The sequence below is a fragment of the Kitasatospora phosalacinea genome (assembly GCF_000717185.1).
Lineage (GTDB): Bacteria > Actinomycetota > Actinomycetes > Streptomycetales > Streptomycetaceae > Kitasatospora > Kitasatospora phosalacinea_A.
This window is the reverse complement of sequence record NZ_JNYE01000015.1, coordinates 47,101-64,870: the sequence shown is the minus strand read 5'-3', so window position 1 is coordinate 64,870 and position 17,770 is coordinate 47,101. Positions and strand designations below refer to the sequence as shown.

Below are 17,770 nucleotides of genomic sequence, written 5' to 3'. Positions count from 1 at the left end.
TCGTCCTCGCGGGGTCAGGGCGTCGGCCAGGTCAGGAAACCGGTGTCCCGGGCCCGGGTGGGCGCGGCCGGACGGGCGGGCGGGGCGAAACCGCCGCCGCGGACGGTGCGCAGCACCGCCCGCAGCAGCCGGGCCGGGCGGACGGCGGCCAGTTCGGCGACCCGGCCGCCCGCCAGCCAGGCCCGCTCGGCGGCGGGCAGCTCCGCGGGCAACTCCTCGACCGGACACCGGGGGTGGCCGGACAGCGCAGCCAGGTGCAGGGCGGCGGCGTGCCGCGGCAACAGCCCCGCGGTACGCACCCGCAGCCGCGGCCCGGCGTGCTCGCGCACCCGCAGGAACAGCGCCAGCCCCGCCGGGGAGGCGTCGTGCAGCACGTGCACCACCGCCCCGTCGGCCCGCCCCATCGCGGCCAGCAGCCGCCCGTCCAGCGGTAGCCGCTCGGGGGTCAGGACCGGGCAGGCCCCCTCCAGGTGCAGCCGGTTGGCCCGCAGCATGCCGGCGATCCCCGGATCCTGGCAGACCAGCAGCCGGGGGAAGGCGTAGTCGTACAGGTCACCCTCCGGCCCCGGCCGGTGCAACGGCGCGGCCGGCGCGTCCGGCAGGACGCCCAGCTCGGGGCGCCGGGCGAGCGCGGCCGCGAACCGGGCCTCGGACAGCAGCGCCCGGGTGGTGTACCGCAGCCGGTGCGGACCGCGGTGCAGCGGGAACAGCACTCGATCCGTCTCGTAGTACAACTGCCGTGCGGTGAAGGCGAGTTGCCCGGGCCGGGCGCAGCGTTCGGCAGCCCGCCGCAGGGCCAGTTCGAGCAGCCGCTCGGGTACCGGGATCATCGACCGCCGTCCTTCAGGTGGGGAGCCGGGGCGTCGGAGGCGGCGCGCGGGGCGGGGACGGCCTGCGGCCAGGTGAGGAAGCCGATCCGCTCGGCCCGCCGCCGGGTCTCGGCCGCGCTCTCGGGCTCGGCCCCCGCCTTCGTCAGCGCGACGGGGGGTGCGACGGGCGGGGCGGCCAGGGCCCGTCCGACGGCCTTGTCCAGCATGTTCATCAGCTTCACCGGCGGCAGGGCGATCAGCGGCGAGGACCAGCCGCCGCACAGCCACTCCCGCTCCTGCTCCGGCAGGCGCCGCCACGCCGGGGAGGCGGCCAGGGCCGCGGACGGCTCCTGCCACAACCTGCTCGTGTCGCGCAGCCGGACCATCCGCGCGGGCAGCTCGACGGAGCGCGGCAGCAGCCCGCAGTCCACCACCCGGTGGCCCGCGAACCTCGCGCGCAGCTCCACCGCCCGGACCAGCGCGTCCAGCGACAGGTCGCGCACCAGCACCACGGGCAGCCCGGGCGGGATCTGGTCCGGCTGCTGCAGCAGCAGCGCCCGGTGGCGCTCGGCGAAGCCGTTGGCGCGCAGGAACGCGACCACGCCCGGCAGTTCGCACAGCACCACGACCCGGGGGTCCTTCGGCCGGGCGAAGGCGGCCGCGGACGGGCCGCCGTCCACCACCCCGTCCGGCAGCGCCCCGTACACCTGGCGCCAGCGGGCCACCACCCGTCGCTCGAAGTCGGGGAGCCGGATCCAGTGCCGGAACGGCTGTGGCGGGTGGTAGCGGCCGGAGTTCCGGAACTGCCGGTAGGACTGCACGCCGCAGAGCAGCGCGAGCGGATCGAGCAGCAGGCAGGCGAGGCCGCCGATGGCGACGGACAGCGCGGCGACGAAGAGCGTGGCCACCGCCAGCACCACCCCGGTCACCGTGCTGCCGCGCCGCTGCAGCCCGGTCGGGAAACGGTACAGGCGGCGCTCGTTGGTCCAGTACAGCTGCTCGACGGTGATCCGCAGCCCGCCGGGGGCGGACTTCGCCACCAGCTCGCGGAACTTCAGGTCGTGCAGGCGCCCCGGATCGACCTTCGGGTCGAGCGCGAACACCTTCCGGCAGTGCGAACAGGTGTGGTTGCCACGCTCCCGCTGTCGGCGGTTGAGGCGGCAGTGCGGGCAGATCATCGGGCGTCCTCCCAGGTCGACGGGCGTCCTCGGTCGGGGAAGCTGACGGGGGAAGGGAACGGGGCGGGGAGCGGTGCGAGGGGCGCGGCGGGGAACGGGACGGGGAGCGGGGGAGCAGCCGGACACCCCGTCAGACGCGTACGGGAGCCGGGGCGTTGCACCGGCCCGGCCGGACCTCCGCGCCTCCCCCCGGACGCCTCACCGGCCGCCCTCCCCCCGGACGCCTCACCGGCCGCCCTCCTCCAGCGCGGCCGCCGCCAGGCGCAGCCGGTGCGCGATCCGCTCCCGGAAGGTGACCGTACCCGGATGCCGGGCGGCCGTCACCTCCCGCAGCGCGGCGGCCAGTTCGGGCTCGCCGCGCCGCTCGGCGGCCTCCGCGGTGATCGCGTAGTCCTCGTGGTCGATGCCGTAGCCGGTGTTCGCCGCCAGGATCGCCAGCCGGTCGCCGCCCCGGTTGCCGAAGGAGTGCGGCATCAGCTCGGGGATCCGGACCAGCGTGCCCGGCGCGAGTCGGACCTCCACCACCCGGCGCCGCCGCGCGTCGTACAGGCCGCAGGAGGCCGGGCCGAGCGCCAGCACCAGGTGCTCACCGCCGTGCGCGTGCGGGGTGAACGCACTGTGCGGGGCGACCAGGCCCAACTTGTAGGTGGCGTTCGACGGGCGCTCCGGGGAGGTCGCGGCGTCCCCGACGAAGTAGTGCGCCCACTGCCGGTCGTCGATGAAGCGCAGCAGCCCGCTGTCCGGGTCCTGCGGGCCGAGCTCCCGCCCGCCGGTGCGGTCCGCGCGCAGCACCCGCCCGTCCGGGCGCAGCCGGTACAGCTCCGCGCCGTCCGGCAGCCCGGAGGCCAGCCGCTCCAGCGCCCGCAGCGCCCCGTGCTTCGACATCAACGTCCCCCTCGTCGGTGCTCGCCGTGATGCTACCCGGGCTGCCGGGGGCGCTGACCAGCGGGATACTCGAACGGACGTTGAACTCTGCGGAGGTGAGAGCGATGTCCACGATCGCTACCGGAACGCCGCGACCCGGCCCGTTCCACCGGCTGGTCGCCTGGCTGACCGCCAAGCACAACTCCTCGCTGGTCTTCCTGCTCGCGCTGTCGCTCGGCCTCGGCCTGGTCGCGGCGCAGATCACCCAGCTCTGGCTGCTGATCGTGTTCTCGGTGGTGTGGGCCGTCACCATCGTCGCGTTCGTCACCCAGTTCGTCGGCCGCCACGAACACGCGCACCCGCACACCCACACCGCTTGACCTGCGGCAACACGGCGGGGCCGGTCCGGAGCTGCTCCCCGGACCGGCCCCGCCGCGCCCTCCCGCGCTCGCGCCCGCACCCGCGCCCGTGGCTCAGCTCGCGGACCACACCGTGGTGACGTTGCAGAACTCGCGGATGCCGTGACCGGACAGCTCCCGCCCGTAGCCGGAGCGCTTGACCCCGCCGAACGGGAACGCCGGGTGCGAGGCCGTCATGCCGTTGAAGAAGACGCCGCCCGCCCGGAGGTCGCGCACGCACCGCTCGCGGTCCGCGTCGTCCGTGGTCCAGACGTTCGAACTCAGGCCGAACGGCGAGTCGTTGGCGACGGCGATCGCCTCGTCCAGGTCGGCGACCCGGTAGACGGTGGCGACCGGGCCGAACGCCTCCTCGCGGTGGATCCGCATCCGGGGGGTCACCCCGGTCAGCACCGTCGGCAGGTAGTACCAGCCGCGCCCCAGCGCCGGGTCGTCCGGCCGGCCGCCGCCGCACTCGACGGACGCGCCGTGCCCGACCGCGTCCGCGACCAGCTCCTCCAGGTCGGTGCGGCCCTGCTCGGTGGCCACCGGCCCGACCTCGGTGCCCTCCGCGGCCGGGTCGCCGACCGTCAGCGCCCGCATCCGTTCGGTGAACGCGGACAGGAACTCCTCGTACACGTCCGTGTGCACGATGAAGCGCTTCGCGGCGATGCAGGACTGCCCGTTGTTCTGCACCCGCGCCGTCACCGCCCGCTCCGCCGCGGCCGCCACGTCCGCCGAGGGCAGCACCAGGAACGGGTCGCTGCCGCCCAGCTCCAGCACCGTCTTCTTGATCTCGTCCCCGGCGACCGCCGCCACCGACCGGCCCGCGCCCTCGCTGCCGGTCAGCGTCACCGCCACGACCCGCTCGTCCCGGATCACCGCCTCCACCGCGGACGAGCCGATCAGCAGCGTCTGGAAGCAGCCCTGCGGGAACCCGGCCCGGGCGAACAACTCCTCCAGCGCGAGCGCCGTCCGCGGCACGTTCGAGGCGTGCTTCAGCAGGCCCACGTTGCCCGCCATCAGCGCGGGCGCGGCGAACCGCACCACCTGCCAGAACGGGAAGTTCCACGGCATCACGGCCAGCACCGGCCCCAGCGGCCGGTACCGGACGAACGCCGACACCCCGCCCGAGTCCTGCACGTCCTCCGCGGCCGGGTGCTCGTCGGCGAGCAGCGCCTCGGCCCGGTCCGCGTACCAGCGCATCGCCTTCGCGCACTTCGCCGCCTCGGCCCGGGCCTGCGCCAGCGGCTTGCCCATCTCCAGGGTCATCGTCCGGGCGACCTTGTCATTCGCCTGGTCGAGCAACTCGGCGGCCCGGTGCATCAGTTCGGCGCGGTGTGCGAACGTGGTGAGCCGCCAGGACTCGAACGCCGACTGGGCCCGGGCCAACCGGCGCTCCACGGCGGCCTCGTCCAGCGGATCGAAGACCTCGACGGTGCGGCCGTCGGCCGGATTGACGGTGGCGATGGCCATCAGGGCCACTCCTTCCTCGACTGCCGCCCGGCCAACCGGGCGGGGGCGGACGATCGAGGGGAGCGAGGAGGTGGAGACAGGAATCGAACCCATGTACACGGCCCTGCAAGCCGTTGCCTCGCCTCTCGGCCACTCCACCCGGCTCCCTCGCGTGACTCAAAAGCTAGCAGCGGGAAAACCGCGAACGGGAATCCGACCCACCCGCAACTCACCCGAATGCCACGCCCGTTCCGGAATGCGATGAACGGTAGGCAGATCATCGTCTTGCCCCCACCGTCCCCTCGCCCCTCCACCCGCCCTTTTGGCCTTTGGCCTTTGGCCTTTCGGCTGCCCGCCCCACCGCCTGTCCGTCCGACCGCCCGGCTACCCTGGGCGCCGTGCAGATCGACGACCTCAAACGCCTCCGCAAGGCCCGCGACACCATGGACCGCGACTACGCCGAACCACTGGACGTCGCGGCCCTCGCCAAGGTCGCCCTGATGTCCGTCGGCCACTTCCAGCGCAGTTTCCGCGCCGCGTACGGCGAAACCCCCTACAGCTACCTGATGACCCGCCGCATCGAACGCGCCAAGACCCTGCTGCGCCGCGGCGACCTCTCCGTCACCGACGTCTGCATGGCCGTCGGCTGTACCTCGCTGGGCTCCTTCAGCACCCGCTTCACCGAACTCGTCGGCGAGAGCCCCAGCGCCTACCGGGCCCGCGACCACAGCGCCGCCGAGCACATCACCGCCTGCGTCGCGATGTACCTGACCCGCCCGATCCGCGGCACCGGCACCGGCCGCCCGGAACGGGACGCGGGGCAGGAGATCAGGAACGGAGAAGCGCAAGCCGCCGCCGATCAGTAGCGTCGGGGGCATGGACATCAAGCTCTCGCAGTGCTTCATCGCCGTCGACGACCACGACGCCGCCCTCGGCTTCTACCGCGACGCCCTCGGCCTGGAGGTGCGCAACGACGTCGGCTTCGAGGGGATGCGCTGGGTCACCCTCGGCTCGGCCGCCCAGCCCGAGGTCGAGGTCGTGCTCGAACCCCCGGTCGCCGACCCCGGCGCCACCGACGCCGACCGCCAGGCCGCCGCCGAACTGCTCGCCAAGGGCCTGCTGCGCGCCGTCAACTTCCGCACCCCCGACTGCGACGCCACCTTCGAGAAGATCCGCGCCACCGGGGCCGACGTGCTCCAGGAGCCGATGGACCAGCCCTACGGCGTCCGCGACTGCGCCTTCCGCGACCCGGCCGGCAACATGGTCCGCTTCGCCCAGCCCCGTCAGTAGCCCCCGCGGCCGGTAGCCCCCGCGGCGGGTAGTACCCGCGGCCGGTGGTACCCGCCGCCCGCAAGGACGCCGCCCGCCCGGAACTCCCCCCGGGCGGGCGGCGTCCGGCCGTTCCCGGGGCCTCAGCCCGCCAGCAGCGGGTAGTGGTCCGACAGGTCGGTGTACGTGTACGAGGTGCCCCAACTGCTCACCGTCCACGGCGCGGAGTGGAAGCGGTGCACCGTGTTGGTGTACTGCTGCGGGCGGGCGTGGTCGGCGCGGTACAGCACGTAGTCCAGGTCCTCGGCCGGCTCGCCCGGGTACCGGTAGGCCGCGATCGAGTTGTCGACGGTGTCGAAGGAGTCCGCCCAGCCGGTGCGGGCCGTCGCCGGGGCCAGGTTGCCGTTGGCCAGCAGCGCCGGGTACTCGTCGCCGTGCGAGTCGACGTTCAGGTCGCCCGCCAGCACCACCGGCTGGTCCGCCGGGATCCGCTTCGCGTCCAGGAACGCCCGCACCGCCTGCAACTGCTCCGCCCGGACGTCCGCGGCCTGCCCGCTCGCGCAGCCGGGGTCGGTGGACTGCAGGTGCGTGCCGACCACGTGGGTGAGCTGCCCGGCCACGTTGATCTGCGCGTAGACGAACCCCTTGTTGGACCACCAGTCCGCACCGCACGCGTCCTCGAACACGTACTGCTCCTTGCGCAGGACCGGCCACCTGCTCAGCAGCAGCACCCCGCCGTCCTCCGGCGTCGCGCCGCTGTAGCCGCCGGACGTGGCGTCCCACCCGGAGGTCGAGCGGCCCACCACCGGGGTGCGGTACGGGTAGGCGTCCGCCGCCTTCGCCGCCAGCGCGTCCGAGGCCGCGTTGTCGAACGCCTCCTGCAGCACCACCACGTCGTGGCCCCGGAAGAAGTCCGCACCCGCGATGGCCTGCGCGCGCTGCGCCTGGCCCCAGTTCGGGTACAGCGAGGTGCTCATCAGGAAGGTGTTGTAGCTGAGCACGTCCAGCGGGGCGACGGTGGCGGACACGGCCCCGGCGGACGAGGTCCCGGCAGGCACGGCCCCGGCAGGCGCGGCGGCTGCGGTGACGGCCTGGGTGGACGTCGCCAGGGCTGCGGCGAGGGCGAGTGCGGCGGCGGCGCGGGCGGCGTGGGCCGTGCGAGGGAGGGGCATGGAGGCTCCGGTGGGCGAGGAGGGCCGGTCGATGCCGTGCATCCAACTCGGGCTTCCGTGACGTGGACAAGACAGCGGGCGGCCGAAGGGTGAACTCGGCCGAAACACCCCTACCAGCGAGTAGGAATCGGCCGCACCCGGGGGTGTCAACCCGTGGTTGACACCCCTGTGACTGTCAACCTAGGGTTGCCTCATGGCAGACACCTCCGGCGCGAAGCCCTCCATCCGGCTCGACGACCTGATCGAGGGCATCAAGAAGTCGCACTCCGAAACGCTCGACCAACTCTCCAGCGCGGTGCTGGTCGCCGACCACCTCGGCGACGTCGCCGACCACCTGATCGGCCACTTCGTCGACCAGGCCCGCCGCTCCGGCGCGTCCTGGACCGACATCGGCCGCAGCATGGGCGTCACCCGCCAGGCCGCCCAGAAGCGCTTCGTCCCCAAGGGCCCGGGCGAGGTCGGCGACATCGACACCGCCCAGGGCTTCAACCGCTTCACCCCGCGCGCCCGCAACGTCGTGATGGCCGCCCACCAGGCCGCCAAGGACGCCCGCCACGACGAGGTCCGCCCCGAACACCTGCTCCTCGGCCTGCTCACCGAACCCGAGGGCCTCGCCGCCGCGTACGTCGTCACCAGCGGCGTCCCCCTCGACACCGTCCGGACCGCCGCCCTGGCCGCGCTGCCGCCCGCCGCCGCGGAGGTCCCCGAACTCGTCCCCTACGACGCGGGCTCCAAGAAGGTCCTCGAACTCACCATGCGCGAGGCCCTCCGCCTCGGCCACAACTACGTCGGCACCGAGCACCTGCTGCTCGCCCTCCTCGAGCACGAGGCGGGCGACGGCGTCCTCACCTCCCTCGGCCTCGACAAGACCGCCGCCGAGACCGAGTTCCTCGCCACCCTCGCCCAACTCAGCACCCAGCCCTGACGATTCACCCCCACCCCGCGAGCGGCGGGACCGCCCTGGGACGGGAGCGGCCCCGCCGCTCCCGGCGCTCCCGCCGGTCCCGCGCCAACTCCGGTGCCTCTTCGATCAGTTCGGCCTTCGCCGGCACCCGCAGGTGGTGGCAGGCACTGCCCACCGCCTCACCCGAGCACTCGGCCAGCAGGCCGACCGTGGCCGGGCCGTGCACCTTCGGCAGGTCCAGCAGCCGCCGCCGGGGCGGATGGGCGAGGGCGGAGGGCGCGAGCGCGTCGGATATCCGCCGGGCGGCGGGGAGTTCGTCGGTCGTGCCGGGAGCGTACAAGAGGAGTCGTACAACGGCAGAGTACAAAGAGGCTTGTACGTCCAGGAGTTGGCATCCACGGGGCGAAACTCCGTTGACGCCGCTCCGCCCGGGCCGGTTCGCTGCTGTCGACGAAGATCCCGAACGAACGGAGCGGTCATGGGATACCGGTTGGAGGGCCCCGTGCTGGAGGGCGCCCTGGTGCGGCTGGAGCCGCTGGAGCAGCGGCACGCCGCGGAGCTGGCGCAGGCCGCGGAGGAGGGCCGCAGCAGCTACGGGTTCACCTGGGTACCGCGCGCCGACGAGGTCGCCGACTACATCGACACCCAGCACGGCCGCGTCGCCACCGGCCGACTCGCCCCGTACGCGCAGATCTCCCGGGCCACCGGCCGGGCCGTCGGCGCCACCGCCCTCTGGGAGCCGCGGACCCTCCTCGACACCGACATCCTGTACGCCGTCGAGGTCGGCTTCACCTGGCTCGCCGCCTCCGCCCAGGGCACCGGCGTCAACGCCGAGGCGAAACTGCTCCTGTTCCAGCACGCCTTCGAACAGCTGGGCGTCCGCCGGGTCGACCTCAAGACCGACGCCCGCAACGAACGCTCCCGCGCCGCCATCGCCTCCGTCGGCGCCCGCTTCGAGGGCGTCCTGCGCAACTGGTCGCGCTCCTGGGCCCCCGGCGAGGACGGCCGCCTGCGGGACGCCGCGATCTTCTCGATCACCGACGACGAGTGGCCGCAGGTCAAGGCCGCCCTCCAGGAGCGCGTCGCCCGCTACCGGAAGTGACGGGCCGCCCGGTCACCTCCCGTGCGGTGGCGGCGGATTGGCCGGACCGGGCGGCGGCGGCGGTGCGCCGCCGATCCCGGTCGGCTTCCCGGACGGGGCTTTCTGCGGTGCCACGGAAATCCTCCTCGGAACAGGTGGCTCCGCTCCCGGAAAGGCCACCACCCGGCGTCTCAGTAGTGGAGTTCCCGCCGAACGCGCAGCTCACGCGCGTTGTTGAAATGGTCGCGCAACGTCACGGGCGGCACGGTTCCACGCGAGCGCGCTGATCGCCGAGCGGAGCGGCAGCACCGCCTCCTTCCGGGTGCTGCCGATCACGAGCGGGCCGTCAGGGGGCCGTGCTGGACGCCCACTGGTGGGCGGTGCCCTGGTGCAGGGCGGCGTAGACGCGGTCGCGCAGGGCGTTGGCGTCCGCGTCGGTGAGGGTGCGGTGCAGGTCGCGCAGGACGACCTTGACCAGCAGGTTGTGCTGGTCCGGGCGGGCGCCGAGCCGGGCCAGGGCCTGCGGGGGCAGGACGCGGCAGGGGGTGCTGGAGAGCACCTCGACGGTCTCCACGCAGTCCGCGTCCGCACCGAGGGCGTCCCGGACGCGGTCGCCGAGGTCCTCGGCGAGGTCGGCGCCGTCCACCGCGACGGACAGGTCGCGGCGGACCGCGGGCAGCGCGGAGACCGGCCGGTACGGGGCGAGGTCGGTGAGCTGGGCGGCCACGGCGGGGTCCGCGGAGCGCAGCAGGCGGATGTCCGGGACGCCCTTGAGCAGCATCAGCACCCGGTCCAGCCCCATGCCGAGCGCCAGCCCGCTCCACTCCGGCCCCAGCCCGGCCCCCGCCAGCACCTCGGGGTGCGCGAGCCCGCACTCGGCGACCTCCACCCACTCGCCCTCCCCGCCCGCCGCGACGTCCAGTTGACGCCCCGCCAGGGTGTACGGGTGGACGCGCTCCTCGGTGCGGTACTCCGCCCCCGGCAGCAGCGCCTCCGCGAGCGCGGCGATCATCCCGGTCAGGTCAGCCGGCCCGGCCGGGACCGGGCGGCGGGTCAGGTACCACAGGTCCAGCTGGTGCGGGGTGCCGCTGTGCAGCCGGTCGATGCTGTCGCGCCGGTACACCAGGCCCGGGCAGGCCAGCAGCACCGCCTCCGGCGCCTCCCCGGCCGCCGCCCGCGCGGCGAGGGCCCGCAGCGCGCCCGGGACCAGCGCGCTGGAGTGGCTGCGCAGCATCCGCCGGTCGTCGACGTACCGGGTGTAGCGGGCGTCCCGGGTGATGTCGTCACCGCGGTAGTTGAGGTGGTCGTAGTTGTCGGCGACGGTCACCACCCGCTCGCCCCGGTGCACCCGCACCGGGCAGCCCCAACGCCCGGCCAGCGCCCGCACCGCGAGGTCGACGACCAGCTGCAGGGCGTGCGGCCCGGCGGCCGGATCGGTCAGGTCGCGGACGGCGAGGTCACGGGCGAGCTGTTCGGGGGAGAGGGGACGGACGGCGCTGCCACCGGCGGGGTGGACGGTCATGGCGTGCTCCAAGCAGGACGGATCGGGACGGGACCAACAGGGGGGAACACCCACCCCCCCGGCCCCTGGGCACGACCCGCCGCCGGGCCGACCCGATCCGCCGAACTCCCTACCGGCGCAACGGAACCAACCCCCTGCGGCACCCATCGGGAGCCGGGGGGCCGGTAAATCGGCGAGAGATCGCTACGACGGCCATGCCCGGAGTGTACGCACCCCACCGCCCCCGCCCGCAACGCCTTTTCCGCCGAGGCCCGGAAGGGGAAGGCGGTCTAGGCTGAGCGCTTCCACGGAGCGGGCGACGGGCGACGGGCAACGGGCGGCGGGCGGCGGATGACGGGGGTGCGGCAGGTGACGGCGTACGACGGGATCGGGCAGGCGTACGACGGGGTGGCGGAGCTGTACGCCACCCTGTTCCGGGGCGAACTCGGCGGCAAGGAAGCGGAGTTGGCGCTGATCCGGCAGCTGGTCGCGGCGCCCCCGGTGGCCGGGCTCGGACGGCCGGTGGGCGACCTCGGCTGCGGGCCGGGGGAGGCGACGGAACTGCTCGCCGGGCTCGGCGCCCGCGCGTTCGGCCTGGACCTCTCGGCCGGCATGCTCGCCCAGGCCCGACTCGCCCACCCGGCACGGCCGTTCGTGCGGGGCACGCTGACGGCGCTCCCGCTCGCCGACGGCAGCCTCGGCGCGATCCTCGCCCGCTACTCGCTGATCCACCTCCAGCCCGCCGAACTCCCCACCGCAATAGCCGAGTTGCACCGCGTCCTGGCCCCCGGCGGCCTGCTGCTGACCGGCTTCTTCGCCGCCGCCCCCGAACTCGGCGACACCGACCGCCCGGTCCCGTTCGACCACAAGGTCACCACCGCCCACCGCTGGCCGGTCGACACCCTCGCCGCCCTCTTCCGGCAGGCCGGCTTCACCGAGACCGCCCGCACCCTGCGCGCTCCCGCCCCCGGCGAACGCTTCCCGCAGGCCACCCTGCTGCTCGGCCGGAACGACGACACGTGACGCTGCATGACGGCGGTGCTGCGTGACGGCGGTGCTGCGTGACGGCGGTGCGCGACACGCCGCCGCCCCCGCCGCCCCCGCCGTCACCGGACCTTCGCCGGACCGTCACCCGACCGAGCGGAACGCCGGGTAGCCGGGCAGCTCGGGCACGTCCCACCCCGTGGCGAGCTCGGAGAGCAGGAGCCGCACGGTCGCGGTGAACGCCGGGTACTCCGTCAGCCCGAGTGCGTGCGTCCAGCGGTGCCGCAGCACCTGGCGGCGGGTGGGCACCGGTCGGCGGGTGCGGTGCATCGGCCCGTCCTCGGGCAGCGCGCGGCGCAGCAGGTGCAGCGTCGAGTCGACCGTCCAGACCACCGCGGCCCGGGCCGTCCCGGCCTGCCAGAGCCCCTCCTCGGCCAGGTCGGGGTACGGCGTCACCACCTCGGACCGGTAGGACTCCTCGACCCGCCGGGCCAGGTCGGCCGGCAGCCGGTAGACGCACCAGCAGCTGGAGAACGGCATCCGGCAGTAGGCGGCGGTCAGGAAGACCGACTGGTAGCCGGCCGCCTCGAAGTCGAGCAGCCGCAGGCCCTCCGGGGTGAGCAGGTTGTTGTCGGGGCAGGTGTCCCCCGGAGTGAAGCCGGGGTACCGCTCGCCGTCCGCGGTGCCGACGGCGGTGAGCTCGTCGGCCAGCCCGGGCGGGGCGGTCAGGCCGCACTCGGCGAGCAGGTCGAGGAAGGCGTCGGCGTTCTGCCGCTGCCACGGCTCGTCCTCCCAGCTCGGCAGACCCCGGCCGTACTGCTGCCAGAGGGCCGCGAACTCGGCGCGCCGCGGCACCGAACGGGCCGCCAGCCGCCCCAGGCCGCGGGCCCACTCCAGCAGGCCGCCCTCTGCGGCCTTCGGATCGGTGCCCAGCAGCAGGTCCGCCAGTGTGGGCGCGTCCCCCAGGTCGGCCATCACCAGCAACCGCCGCTCGTGGTCCGCGGCGAGCAACTCCGGCCCGGCCAGGCCGAGCGAGAGCCCGGCCCGCTCGCCGGCGTACGCGCGCCGCGCCTCGGGCCCGTCGGCGAACGCCTTGAGGATCACGCTCCCGCCGGTGGCCGTCCGGCAGCGCAGCACGGTGCTCCGCGGACTCCCGCCGAGATCGACGGGGTACCGGAGGGGCTGACCCAGCAGTGCGCCCGCGGCGCGGATGATCTCGTCCATCCCGGCATCCTGCCAGCCCGCCGACCCGAACACACCTGGTCGTGCCGGGACCGGTACCGTCAACCCGGGTGCCTCGGCCACGAGTTCGGCGACCGTGCTCCTCCCCGCCCGCTACCCGCCCGCTACCCGCCCGCTGCCCGCCCACTGCGCGCCACCGGCCGCCGCCCCGGGGAGAGCGGACTACGGGGGTCAGCCTTCCAGCTCCTCCGGCCCTTCCAGCTCCTCCGGCTCCTCCTCCAACTCCTCCAGGAACTCGCCGATCAGCCGGTGCAGTTCGCCCGGCCGCTCCAGGTGCACGTCGTGCCCGGCGCCCAGCAGGCTGGCCGCGCGGACCTCGGGGCGCAGCGCCAGCATCCGGTCGGCCTCGGCGGGCGGGATGATGCCGTGCTGCCCGAGCACCAGCAGGGTCGGACAGGTCAGTGCGGCCCAGTCCTCCCAGTGGTCGCGGGCGGCGAGCGGAGCCATCGAAGCGACCATCACCTCGGTGTCGAAGCGCGGCCACCAGCCGTCCGGGCGCCGCTCCAGACCGTCCGCCCAGCTCTCGCCGCCCGGGCCGCCGCTGAAGAACCCGACGGCCGCGGCCCGGTCCGGGAAGGGCAGCGGCCACCCGCCCAGCAGGTTGCCGATCTGCGCGGGAGCGTCCTCGGCGCGCCCGGCGGCGGCCTCGACCAGCACCAGCGCGCCGAACCGGCCCGGGTGCGCGGCGGCGGCCAGCAGCGCGGTGTGGCCGCCGAGCGACTGCCCGACCAGCAGCGGCCGTTCCAGCCCGAGGCGGTCCGCGACGGCGAGCACGTCGGCGACGTACGCGGCCCGGTCGACGTGCGCGGGGCGGCGGGTGGAACGCCCGTGCCCGCGCTGGTCGAAGGCCACCACCCGGCGTCCGGGGGCCAGCGCCGCGGCCAGCGCGTCCCACTCGCCCGCGTGCCCGGCCAGCCCGTGCAGCAGCAGCACCGGACGCCGGTCCGCGGCGCCCGCCCAGTCCCGGCAGTGCAGTTCGACGTCCCCGCGCACCACCGTCCGCGCTGTCCGGCCCCCGCTCGTCACCCGTTCCCCCTCCGTCGGATCCGGCCGCCGCGGCAGCGACGTTCCGGAGCGCAGAGGATGGCACGCCGACCGCCCGTGATCAACGGGGAGCCACCCGGCGGGCCCGGATCCTCCGGCGGGCGTACGCGGCGGCCGAACCGGCACGCCGCCACGGGGGAAGCCCAACCACCGTACGCAGGAGGCACGATGAACACGATGAGACGACGGACTCTCCTCGGGCTCTGGGCGGCGATCACGCCGGCCGCCACCTCGTCCGTCCCGCCCACGCAGACCGTCCCGCCCACGCAGACCGCCCCGTCGCCGCCGACCGCGTCCCGCACGCCCCGGCCGCCCCGGCCGCCTTCCTCCCGCCCGGCGCGGCCCGGGAACAGACCCCGGGCCTCCCCCTCGCCACGAACGCCGAGAGCTGCACCGCCTGGTCCGACCGAGGCCCCGGCCCCGCCCCGGCCGCCGGTGGTCTGACGGCCCGTCACCGCCCGCTCAGCCGTGCGGGTGGCGGATCACCAGCACCGCCTCGACGCCCGCCCCGACCGCCTCGTAGCGGTGCGGGACGTCCGCCGCCCAGGTGTGGTGCCCGCCCGCGGCGACCGGCACGGGCGAGGACTCCGCGCCCACCAGGGCGGTGCCCGACAGGACGACCAGGTGCTCCACCGTCCCCGGCGGGTGCGCCGCGGAACGCTGCACCCCGCCCGGCCGGATCCGGACCCGGTACGTCTCCGACACCGCCGCCGCGTCCTCGAACCGCTCCAGCAGCACGGCGTCCAGCACCCGCCCCGACACCTCGGGCCCGGCCGTCCGCCCCGACACCTCGGGCCCGGCCGCCCGCCCCGACACCTCGGGCCCGGCCGCCCGCCCGGAGTCCTGCAGCACGGCGCTCAGCGGCAGGCCCAGCGCGGTCGTCAGCGCGTACAGCGTCTCCAGCGTCGGATTGCGGGTGCCCGACTCCAGCCCCGACAGGGTGGCCTTGCCGACGCCCGAACGCCGCGCCAGCTCCGAGAGCGAGAGCCCGCGGGAGGCGCGCAACTCGCGCAGCCGCAACCCGATCCGCGCCGAGAGTCCGGCGCTGGCCGCACCCGCCACGCCTGCTGTGCCCGGCGCGTCCGGCCGATCCGCTGCTCGCATGCGGCCCATCGTTGCAGAGGCGGAACGCCCGCACCGCGAAGGGCCCGGCGGAACCGCCCGCACCACCGGACCCGGCCGGCCCCGGGGCCCTGCGGCGGTCAGTCGCTCGGGCCGATCCGCCCGTGCAGGTCGGTGAGCAGGCGGTCCAGCAGTCCGGCGAGCTGCCCGCGTTCGGCCGGGGACAGGCCGGTGACCAGGTCCGACTCCCGGCCCAGGACGGCGTCCACCGAGCGTTCGACGAGCGCGTGCCCGTCCGGGGTGAGGGCGACCAGGACGGCCCGCCCGCCCGCCGGGTCGGGGGAGCGGCGGACCAGTCCCTCCCGCTCGGCCCGGGCCACCCGCTGCGAGACGGCGCCCGCGGTGACCAGGGTCCGCCGGGTCAGTTCGCGGGTCGTCAGCTCGTACGGGGGGCCGGAGCGGCGCAGCACCGCGAGCAGGTCGAGCGTCGCCGCGTCGATCCCGGCGGCCCGCAGCACCCGGTTGCGGTCGTCCGCGAAGAGCTTGGCCAGCCGCCAGATCGGCGTGACGATCTCGATCGAGTCGGTCGGCACCCCCGGCCGCTCCCGCTGCCACGCGGCGGCGATCGCCGCCGCCGAACGCCCCGCCAGGTCCTCCGCGGACAGCCCGCCCCCCTCGCCCCGGCCCCCGCTCCCGGCTCCGGTCCCCGCCCCGGTTTCGGCCATGGGGTTGCCTCCTGCTGCTCCTGAGCTGCATTTAGCACTAAACGTAGCAGCCGTCGCGGCGGGGGACGCAGTGACCCGCACCACGCTCGTCGCGGGGGAGGGAGGCGTACGGGGGCGGTGTCAGGCGTTCTGCCCGGCCTGTCGCCCGGCCTATCGCCCCGCCTGCCGCTCGGCCTGCCGTCCGGCCTGTCGCTCGGCCTCGCGCAGCCGCTCCGCGGCGCTCCCGAGGTGGCCGTGCGCCACGTGCGCGGGCCCCGCGGTGAAGTGGGTGCTCCGGCGCTCGACGGCGACCAGCGCGATCTCCTCCAGCGACTCCACCATGGCCGCCAGCGCCCCCAGCAGGAGGTGCTCGTCCGCCTCCGGGAACCTGTCCCGGCCCGCCCGCAGCGGGGCGGCCACTTCGCTCCGGAGCTTCTCCCGCGTCTCCTCCAGCCCGGTGACGACCTTCTGCAGCTCGGCGTCCACACCCGCTCCTCTCCGCCGCGGACGGCCGGACGCCGCCCCCTCCGTGCGATCTACCCGTTTCCGGATCTTCGCATCCGCCGCGAAAGGTCCCCGCCGCCCCGCGTCCCTCCCGGGCGCCGCCCCCACCCGCCGCTAGCCTGGCCCGATGAGCAGCGGTCGGGACGGCGGGTGGGACAGCGGCCACGGCGAGAAGCGGCCCGGCGGCCACGGCGAGAAGCGGCCCGGCAGCAAGCGCCGGAGGCCCCGCTACCGGGCCCTGTCGCCGCTGCGCGAGCACCTGCGCGAGGCGTTCTGGTTCGCCCCGCTGCTGACCTGCGTCGGGGCGGTGCTGCTGGCGGGCCTGACCGACCTGCTGGACCGCGAGATCTTCGCCGAGGCCTCCGCCGCGCAGACCGCCGACACCCTGCTGTCGTTCAGCTCGGCCGCCAAGAGCGTGGTCTCCACTGTCAGTTCGGCGATGCTGACCTTCATCGGCGTGGTCTTCTCGATCTCGCTGGTCTCGCTGCAGATGGCCGCCAGCCAGTTCAGCCCCCGGGTGCTGCGCCTGTACGTGCGCAGCCGCCTGATCAAGGCGACCTTCGCGACCTGCCTGGCCACCTTCGTCTACACCCTGCTCGTCCAGCTCGGCTACGACGACACCGACGACCCGTCCCGCGCCGTCTCCGTGCCGGTCGTCTCGACGGTCGTCGCGCTCGCCATGGTGATGCTCAGCCTGGCCCTGTTCGTGCTGTACGTGCAGGCGACCATGCGCCTGCTGCGCGTCCCGCACGTGATCGACCGGGTCACCCGGGAGTCCCTGCAGGTGCTGCAGGACTACCGCTGGCTGGCCCCCGAGGTCGGCCCGACGCCCGGCGACGTCCCGTCCGGGCCGACGCTGCTGCACGAGGGGCGCGGCGGCGTCCTGCGCGACGTCAACATCCGCTGGCTGATCCGGGTCGCCCGGCGGCACGACGCGGTGCTGCACCAGGTGCCGCGGATCGGCGACTTCATCGCGCCCGGCACCCCGACCGTGGTCGTGGTCGGCGGCAGCGCGCCCCGGCCGCGCCGGATCACCACCGCGCTGAACGTCGGCGTCGACCGCACCATGCACCAGGACCTCAGCTTCGGCTTCCGCCAGCTCGTCGACATCGCCGTCCGGGCCCTGTCCCCGGCCGTCAACGACCCCACCACCGCCGTCCAGGCCGTCGACCGGATCCACCAGCTGCTCGCCGTCCTCGCCCCCGTCCACCTCGGCGAGCTGCGCCACCGCGACAAGGACGGCGCGGTCCGGCTGGTCCAGCCGGTGCCGGGCTGGGAGGCCACCGTCGACCTGGCGTTCACCGAGGTCCGGATCTGCGGCGCCGGACAGCCCCAGGTCACCCGCCGCCTCGCCGCCGCCCTCGACGACCTGCTGCGGATCACCCCCGAGCAGCGCCGCGCCCCGCTGCTGCTCCAGCGCCGACTCCTGGAACGGGCCGTCGCCGGGTCCGTCCACGACGAGGACAACCGCGTCTTCGCCCTGACCCCCGACCGCCAGGGCATCGGCTGACCGGCCCCGCCGGACCCACCGCGTGCGGCACGGATGCGGGACGAACGCGAACCGCCCGAACGGCAAGCCGTTCGGGCGGTCGGTCACACGGG

General features: G+C 75.2%; 19 protein-coding genes and 1 tRNA gene. 7 read left to right on the top strand and 13 right to left on the bottom strand.

What is annotated here, in order from left to right; all coding sequences use genetic code 11:
* Nucleotides 1–14 precede the first annotated feature (14 nt).
* The 3 genes from OO57_RS08910 to OO57_RS08900 all read right to left on the bottom strand — a co-directional run bounded on the left by OO57_RS08910 (nt 15) and on the right by OO57_RS08900 (nt 2,872).
* Nucleotides 15–830 carry a hypothetical protein gene (locus tag OO57_RS08910; protein ID WP_033251777.1) on the bottom strand — a complete coding sequence of 272 codons (816 nt, stop codon included), beginning with the start codon at nt 828–830 and terminating at the stop codon, nt 15–17.
* Nucleotides 827–1,987, bottom strand: coding sequence for a hypothetical protein (locus OO57_RS08905; RefSeq protein ID WP_033251776.1), 1,161 nt, complete (start codon nt 1,985–1,987; stop codon nt 827–829). Before OO57_RS08905 ends, OO57_RS08910 begins: the two co-directional genes overlap by 4 nt.
* Before the next feature lie 225 nt (nt 1,988–2,212).
* On the bottom strand, nt 2,213–2,872 hold the full coding sequence (locus tag OO57_RS08900; RefSeq protein ID WP_033251775.1) for a hypothetical protein: 660 nt from the start codon (nt 2,870–2,872) through the stop codon (nt 2,213–2,215).
* Nucleotides 2,873–2,976: 104 nt separating this feature from the next.
* On the opposite strand from OO57_RS08900, the gene OO57_RS08895 reads away from it, so the two are divergent.
* Nucleotides 2,977–3,231, top strand: a complete 255-nt coding sequence (locus tag OO57_RS08895; RefSeq protein WP_033251774.1) for a hypothetical protein — start codon at nt 2,977–2,979, stop codon at nt 3,229–3,231.
* Between the two features lie 93 nt (nt 3,232–3,324).
* On the opposite strand, the gene OO57_RS08890 is transcribed toward OO57_RS08895, so the two are convergent.
* Nucleotides 3,325–4,722: an NADP-dependent succinic semialdehyde dehydrogenase gene (locus tag OO57_RS08890; protein WP_033251773.1), complete on the bottom strand. Its 1,398-nt coding sequence runs from the start codon at nt 4,720–4,722 to the stop codon at nt 3,325–3,327.
* A gap of 68 nt (nt 4,723–4,790) precedes the next feature.
* A tRNA-Cys gene (locus tag OO57_RS08885) sits at nt 4,791–4,861 on the bottom strand.
* A 283-nt stretch (nt 4,862–5,144) separates the two neighbouring features.
* Here OO57_RS08885 and OO57_RS08880 point away from each other — a divergent pair.
* Nucleotides 5,145–5,567 carry a helix-turn-helix transcriptional regulator gene (locus tag OO57_RS08880; protein WP_418909875.1) on the top strand — a complete coding sequence of 141 codons (423 nt, stop codon included), beginning with the start codon at nt 5,145–5,147 and terminating at the stop codon, nt 5,565–5,567.
* 10 nt (nt 5,568–5,577) lie between these two features.
* A complete protein-coding gene (locus OO57_RS08875) occupies nt 5,578–5,991 on the top strand; it encodes a VOC family protein (protein ID WP_033251771.1) in 414 nt (137 codons plus the stop codon).
* A 122-nt stretch (nt 5,992–6,113) separates the two neighbouring features.
* On the opposite strand, the gene sph is transcribed toward OO57_RS08875, so the two are convergent.
* Nucleotides 6,114–7,142: a sphingomyelin phosphodiesterase gene (sph, locus tag OO57_RS08870; protein ID WP_033251820.1), complete on the bottom strand. Its 1,029-nt coding sequence runs from the start codon at nt 7,140–7,142 to the stop codon at nt 6,114–6,116.
* Between the two features lie 193 nt (nt 7,143–7,335).
* On the opposite strand from sph, the gene OO57_RS08865 reads away from it, so the two are divergent.
* On the top strand, nt 7,336–8,067 hold the full coding sequence (locus OO57_RS08865; protein WP_033251770.1) for a Clp protease N-terminal domain-containing protein: 732 nt from the start codon (nt 7,336–7,338) through the stop codon (nt 8,065–8,067).
* Nucleotides 8,068–8,071: 4 nt separating this feature from the next.
* Here the strand turns inward: OO57_RS08865 and OO57_RS08860 are convergent, their stop codons facing one another.
* Nucleotides 8,072–8,386: a winged helix-turn-helix domain-containing protein gene (locus OO57_RS08860; protein WP_051776963.1), complete on the bottom strand. Its 315-nt coding sequence runs from the start codon at nt 8,384–8,386 to the stop codon at nt 8,072–8,074.
* Nucleotides 8,387–8,524: 138 nt separating this feature from the next.
* On the opposite strand from OO57_RS08860, the gene OO57_RS08855 reads away from it, so the two are divergent.
* Nucleotides 8,525–9,148: a GNAT family N-acetyltransferase gene (locus OO57_RS08855; RefSeq protein ID WP_033251769.1), complete on the top strand. Its 624-nt coding sequence runs from the start codon at nt 8,525–8,527 to the stop codon at nt 9,146–9,148.
* A 325-nt stretch (nt 9,149–9,473) separates the two neighbouring features.
* Here the strand turns inward: OO57_RS08855 and OO57_RS08850 are convergent, their stop codons facing one another.
* On the bottom strand, nt 9,474–10,649 hold the full coding sequence (locus tag OO57_RS08850; protein ID WP_033251768.1) for a hypothetical protein: 1,176 nt from the start codon (nt 10,647–10,649) through the stop codon (nt 9,474–9,476).
* A gap of 339 nt (nt 10,650–10,988) precedes the next feature.
* Here OO57_RS08850 and OO57_RS08845 point away from each other — a divergent pair, with 339 nt between their 5' ends.
* Complete coding sequence (locus tag OO57_RS08845; RefSeq protein ID WP_234337268.1) at nt 10,989–11,651, top strand: class I SAM-dependent methyltransferase; 663 nt, start codon at nt 10,989–10,991, stop codon at nt 11,649–11,651.
* Nucleotides 11,652–11,756: 105 nt separating this feature from the next.
* Here OO57_RS08845 and OO57_RS08840 read toward each other — a convergent pair whose 3' ends face one another.
* From OO57_RS08840 to OO57_RS08820, 5 genes are all read right to left on the bottom strand, one after another.
* Nucleotides 11,757–12,836 (bottom strand): hypothetical protein, encoded by a 1,080-nt coding sequence (locus OO57_RS08840; RefSeq protein WP_033251767.1) that lies wholly within the window; start codon nt 12,834–12,836, stop codon nt 11,757–11,759.
* Nucleotides 12,837–13,025: 189 nt separating this feature from the next.
* Nucleotides 13,026–13,880, bottom strand: a complete 855-nt coding sequence (locus OO57_RS08835; protein WP_051776959.1) for an alpha/beta fold hydrolase — start codon at nt 13,878–13,880, stop codon at nt 13,026–13,028.
* 480 nt (nt 13,881–14,360) lie between these two features.
* Nucleotides 14,361–15,002, bottom strand: coding sequence for an XRE family transcriptional regulator (locus OO57_RS08830; RefSeq protein WP_081973547.1), 642 nt, complete (start codon nt 15,000–15,002; stop codon nt 14,361–14,363).
* A 98-nt stretch (nt 15,003–15,100) separates the two neighbouring features.
* Nucleotides 15,101–15,685 carry a MarR family winged helix-turn-helix transcriptional regulator gene (locus OO57_RS08825; RefSeq protein WP_051776957.1) on the bottom strand — a complete coding sequence of 195 codons (585 nt, stop codon included), beginning with the start codon at nt 15,683–15,685 and terminating at the stop codon, nt 15,101–15,103.
* A gap of 150 nt (nt 15,686–15,835) precedes the next feature.
* Entirely contained in the window at nt 15,836–16,150 is a 315-nt protein-coding gene (locus OO57_RS08820; RefSeq protein ID WP_033251765.1) for a hypothetical protein, read from the bottom strand.
* Between the two features lie 145 nt (nt 16,151–16,295).
* Here OO57_RS08820 and OO57_RS08815 point away from each other — a divergent pair, with 145 nt between their 5' ends.
* Nucleotides 16,296–17,678, top strand: coding sequence for a DUF2254 domain-containing protein (locus OO57_RS08815; protein WP_106973936.1), 1,383 nt, complete (start codon nt 16,296–16,298; stop codon nt 17,676–17,678).
* Nucleotides 17,679–17,770 lie beyond the last annotated feature (92 nt).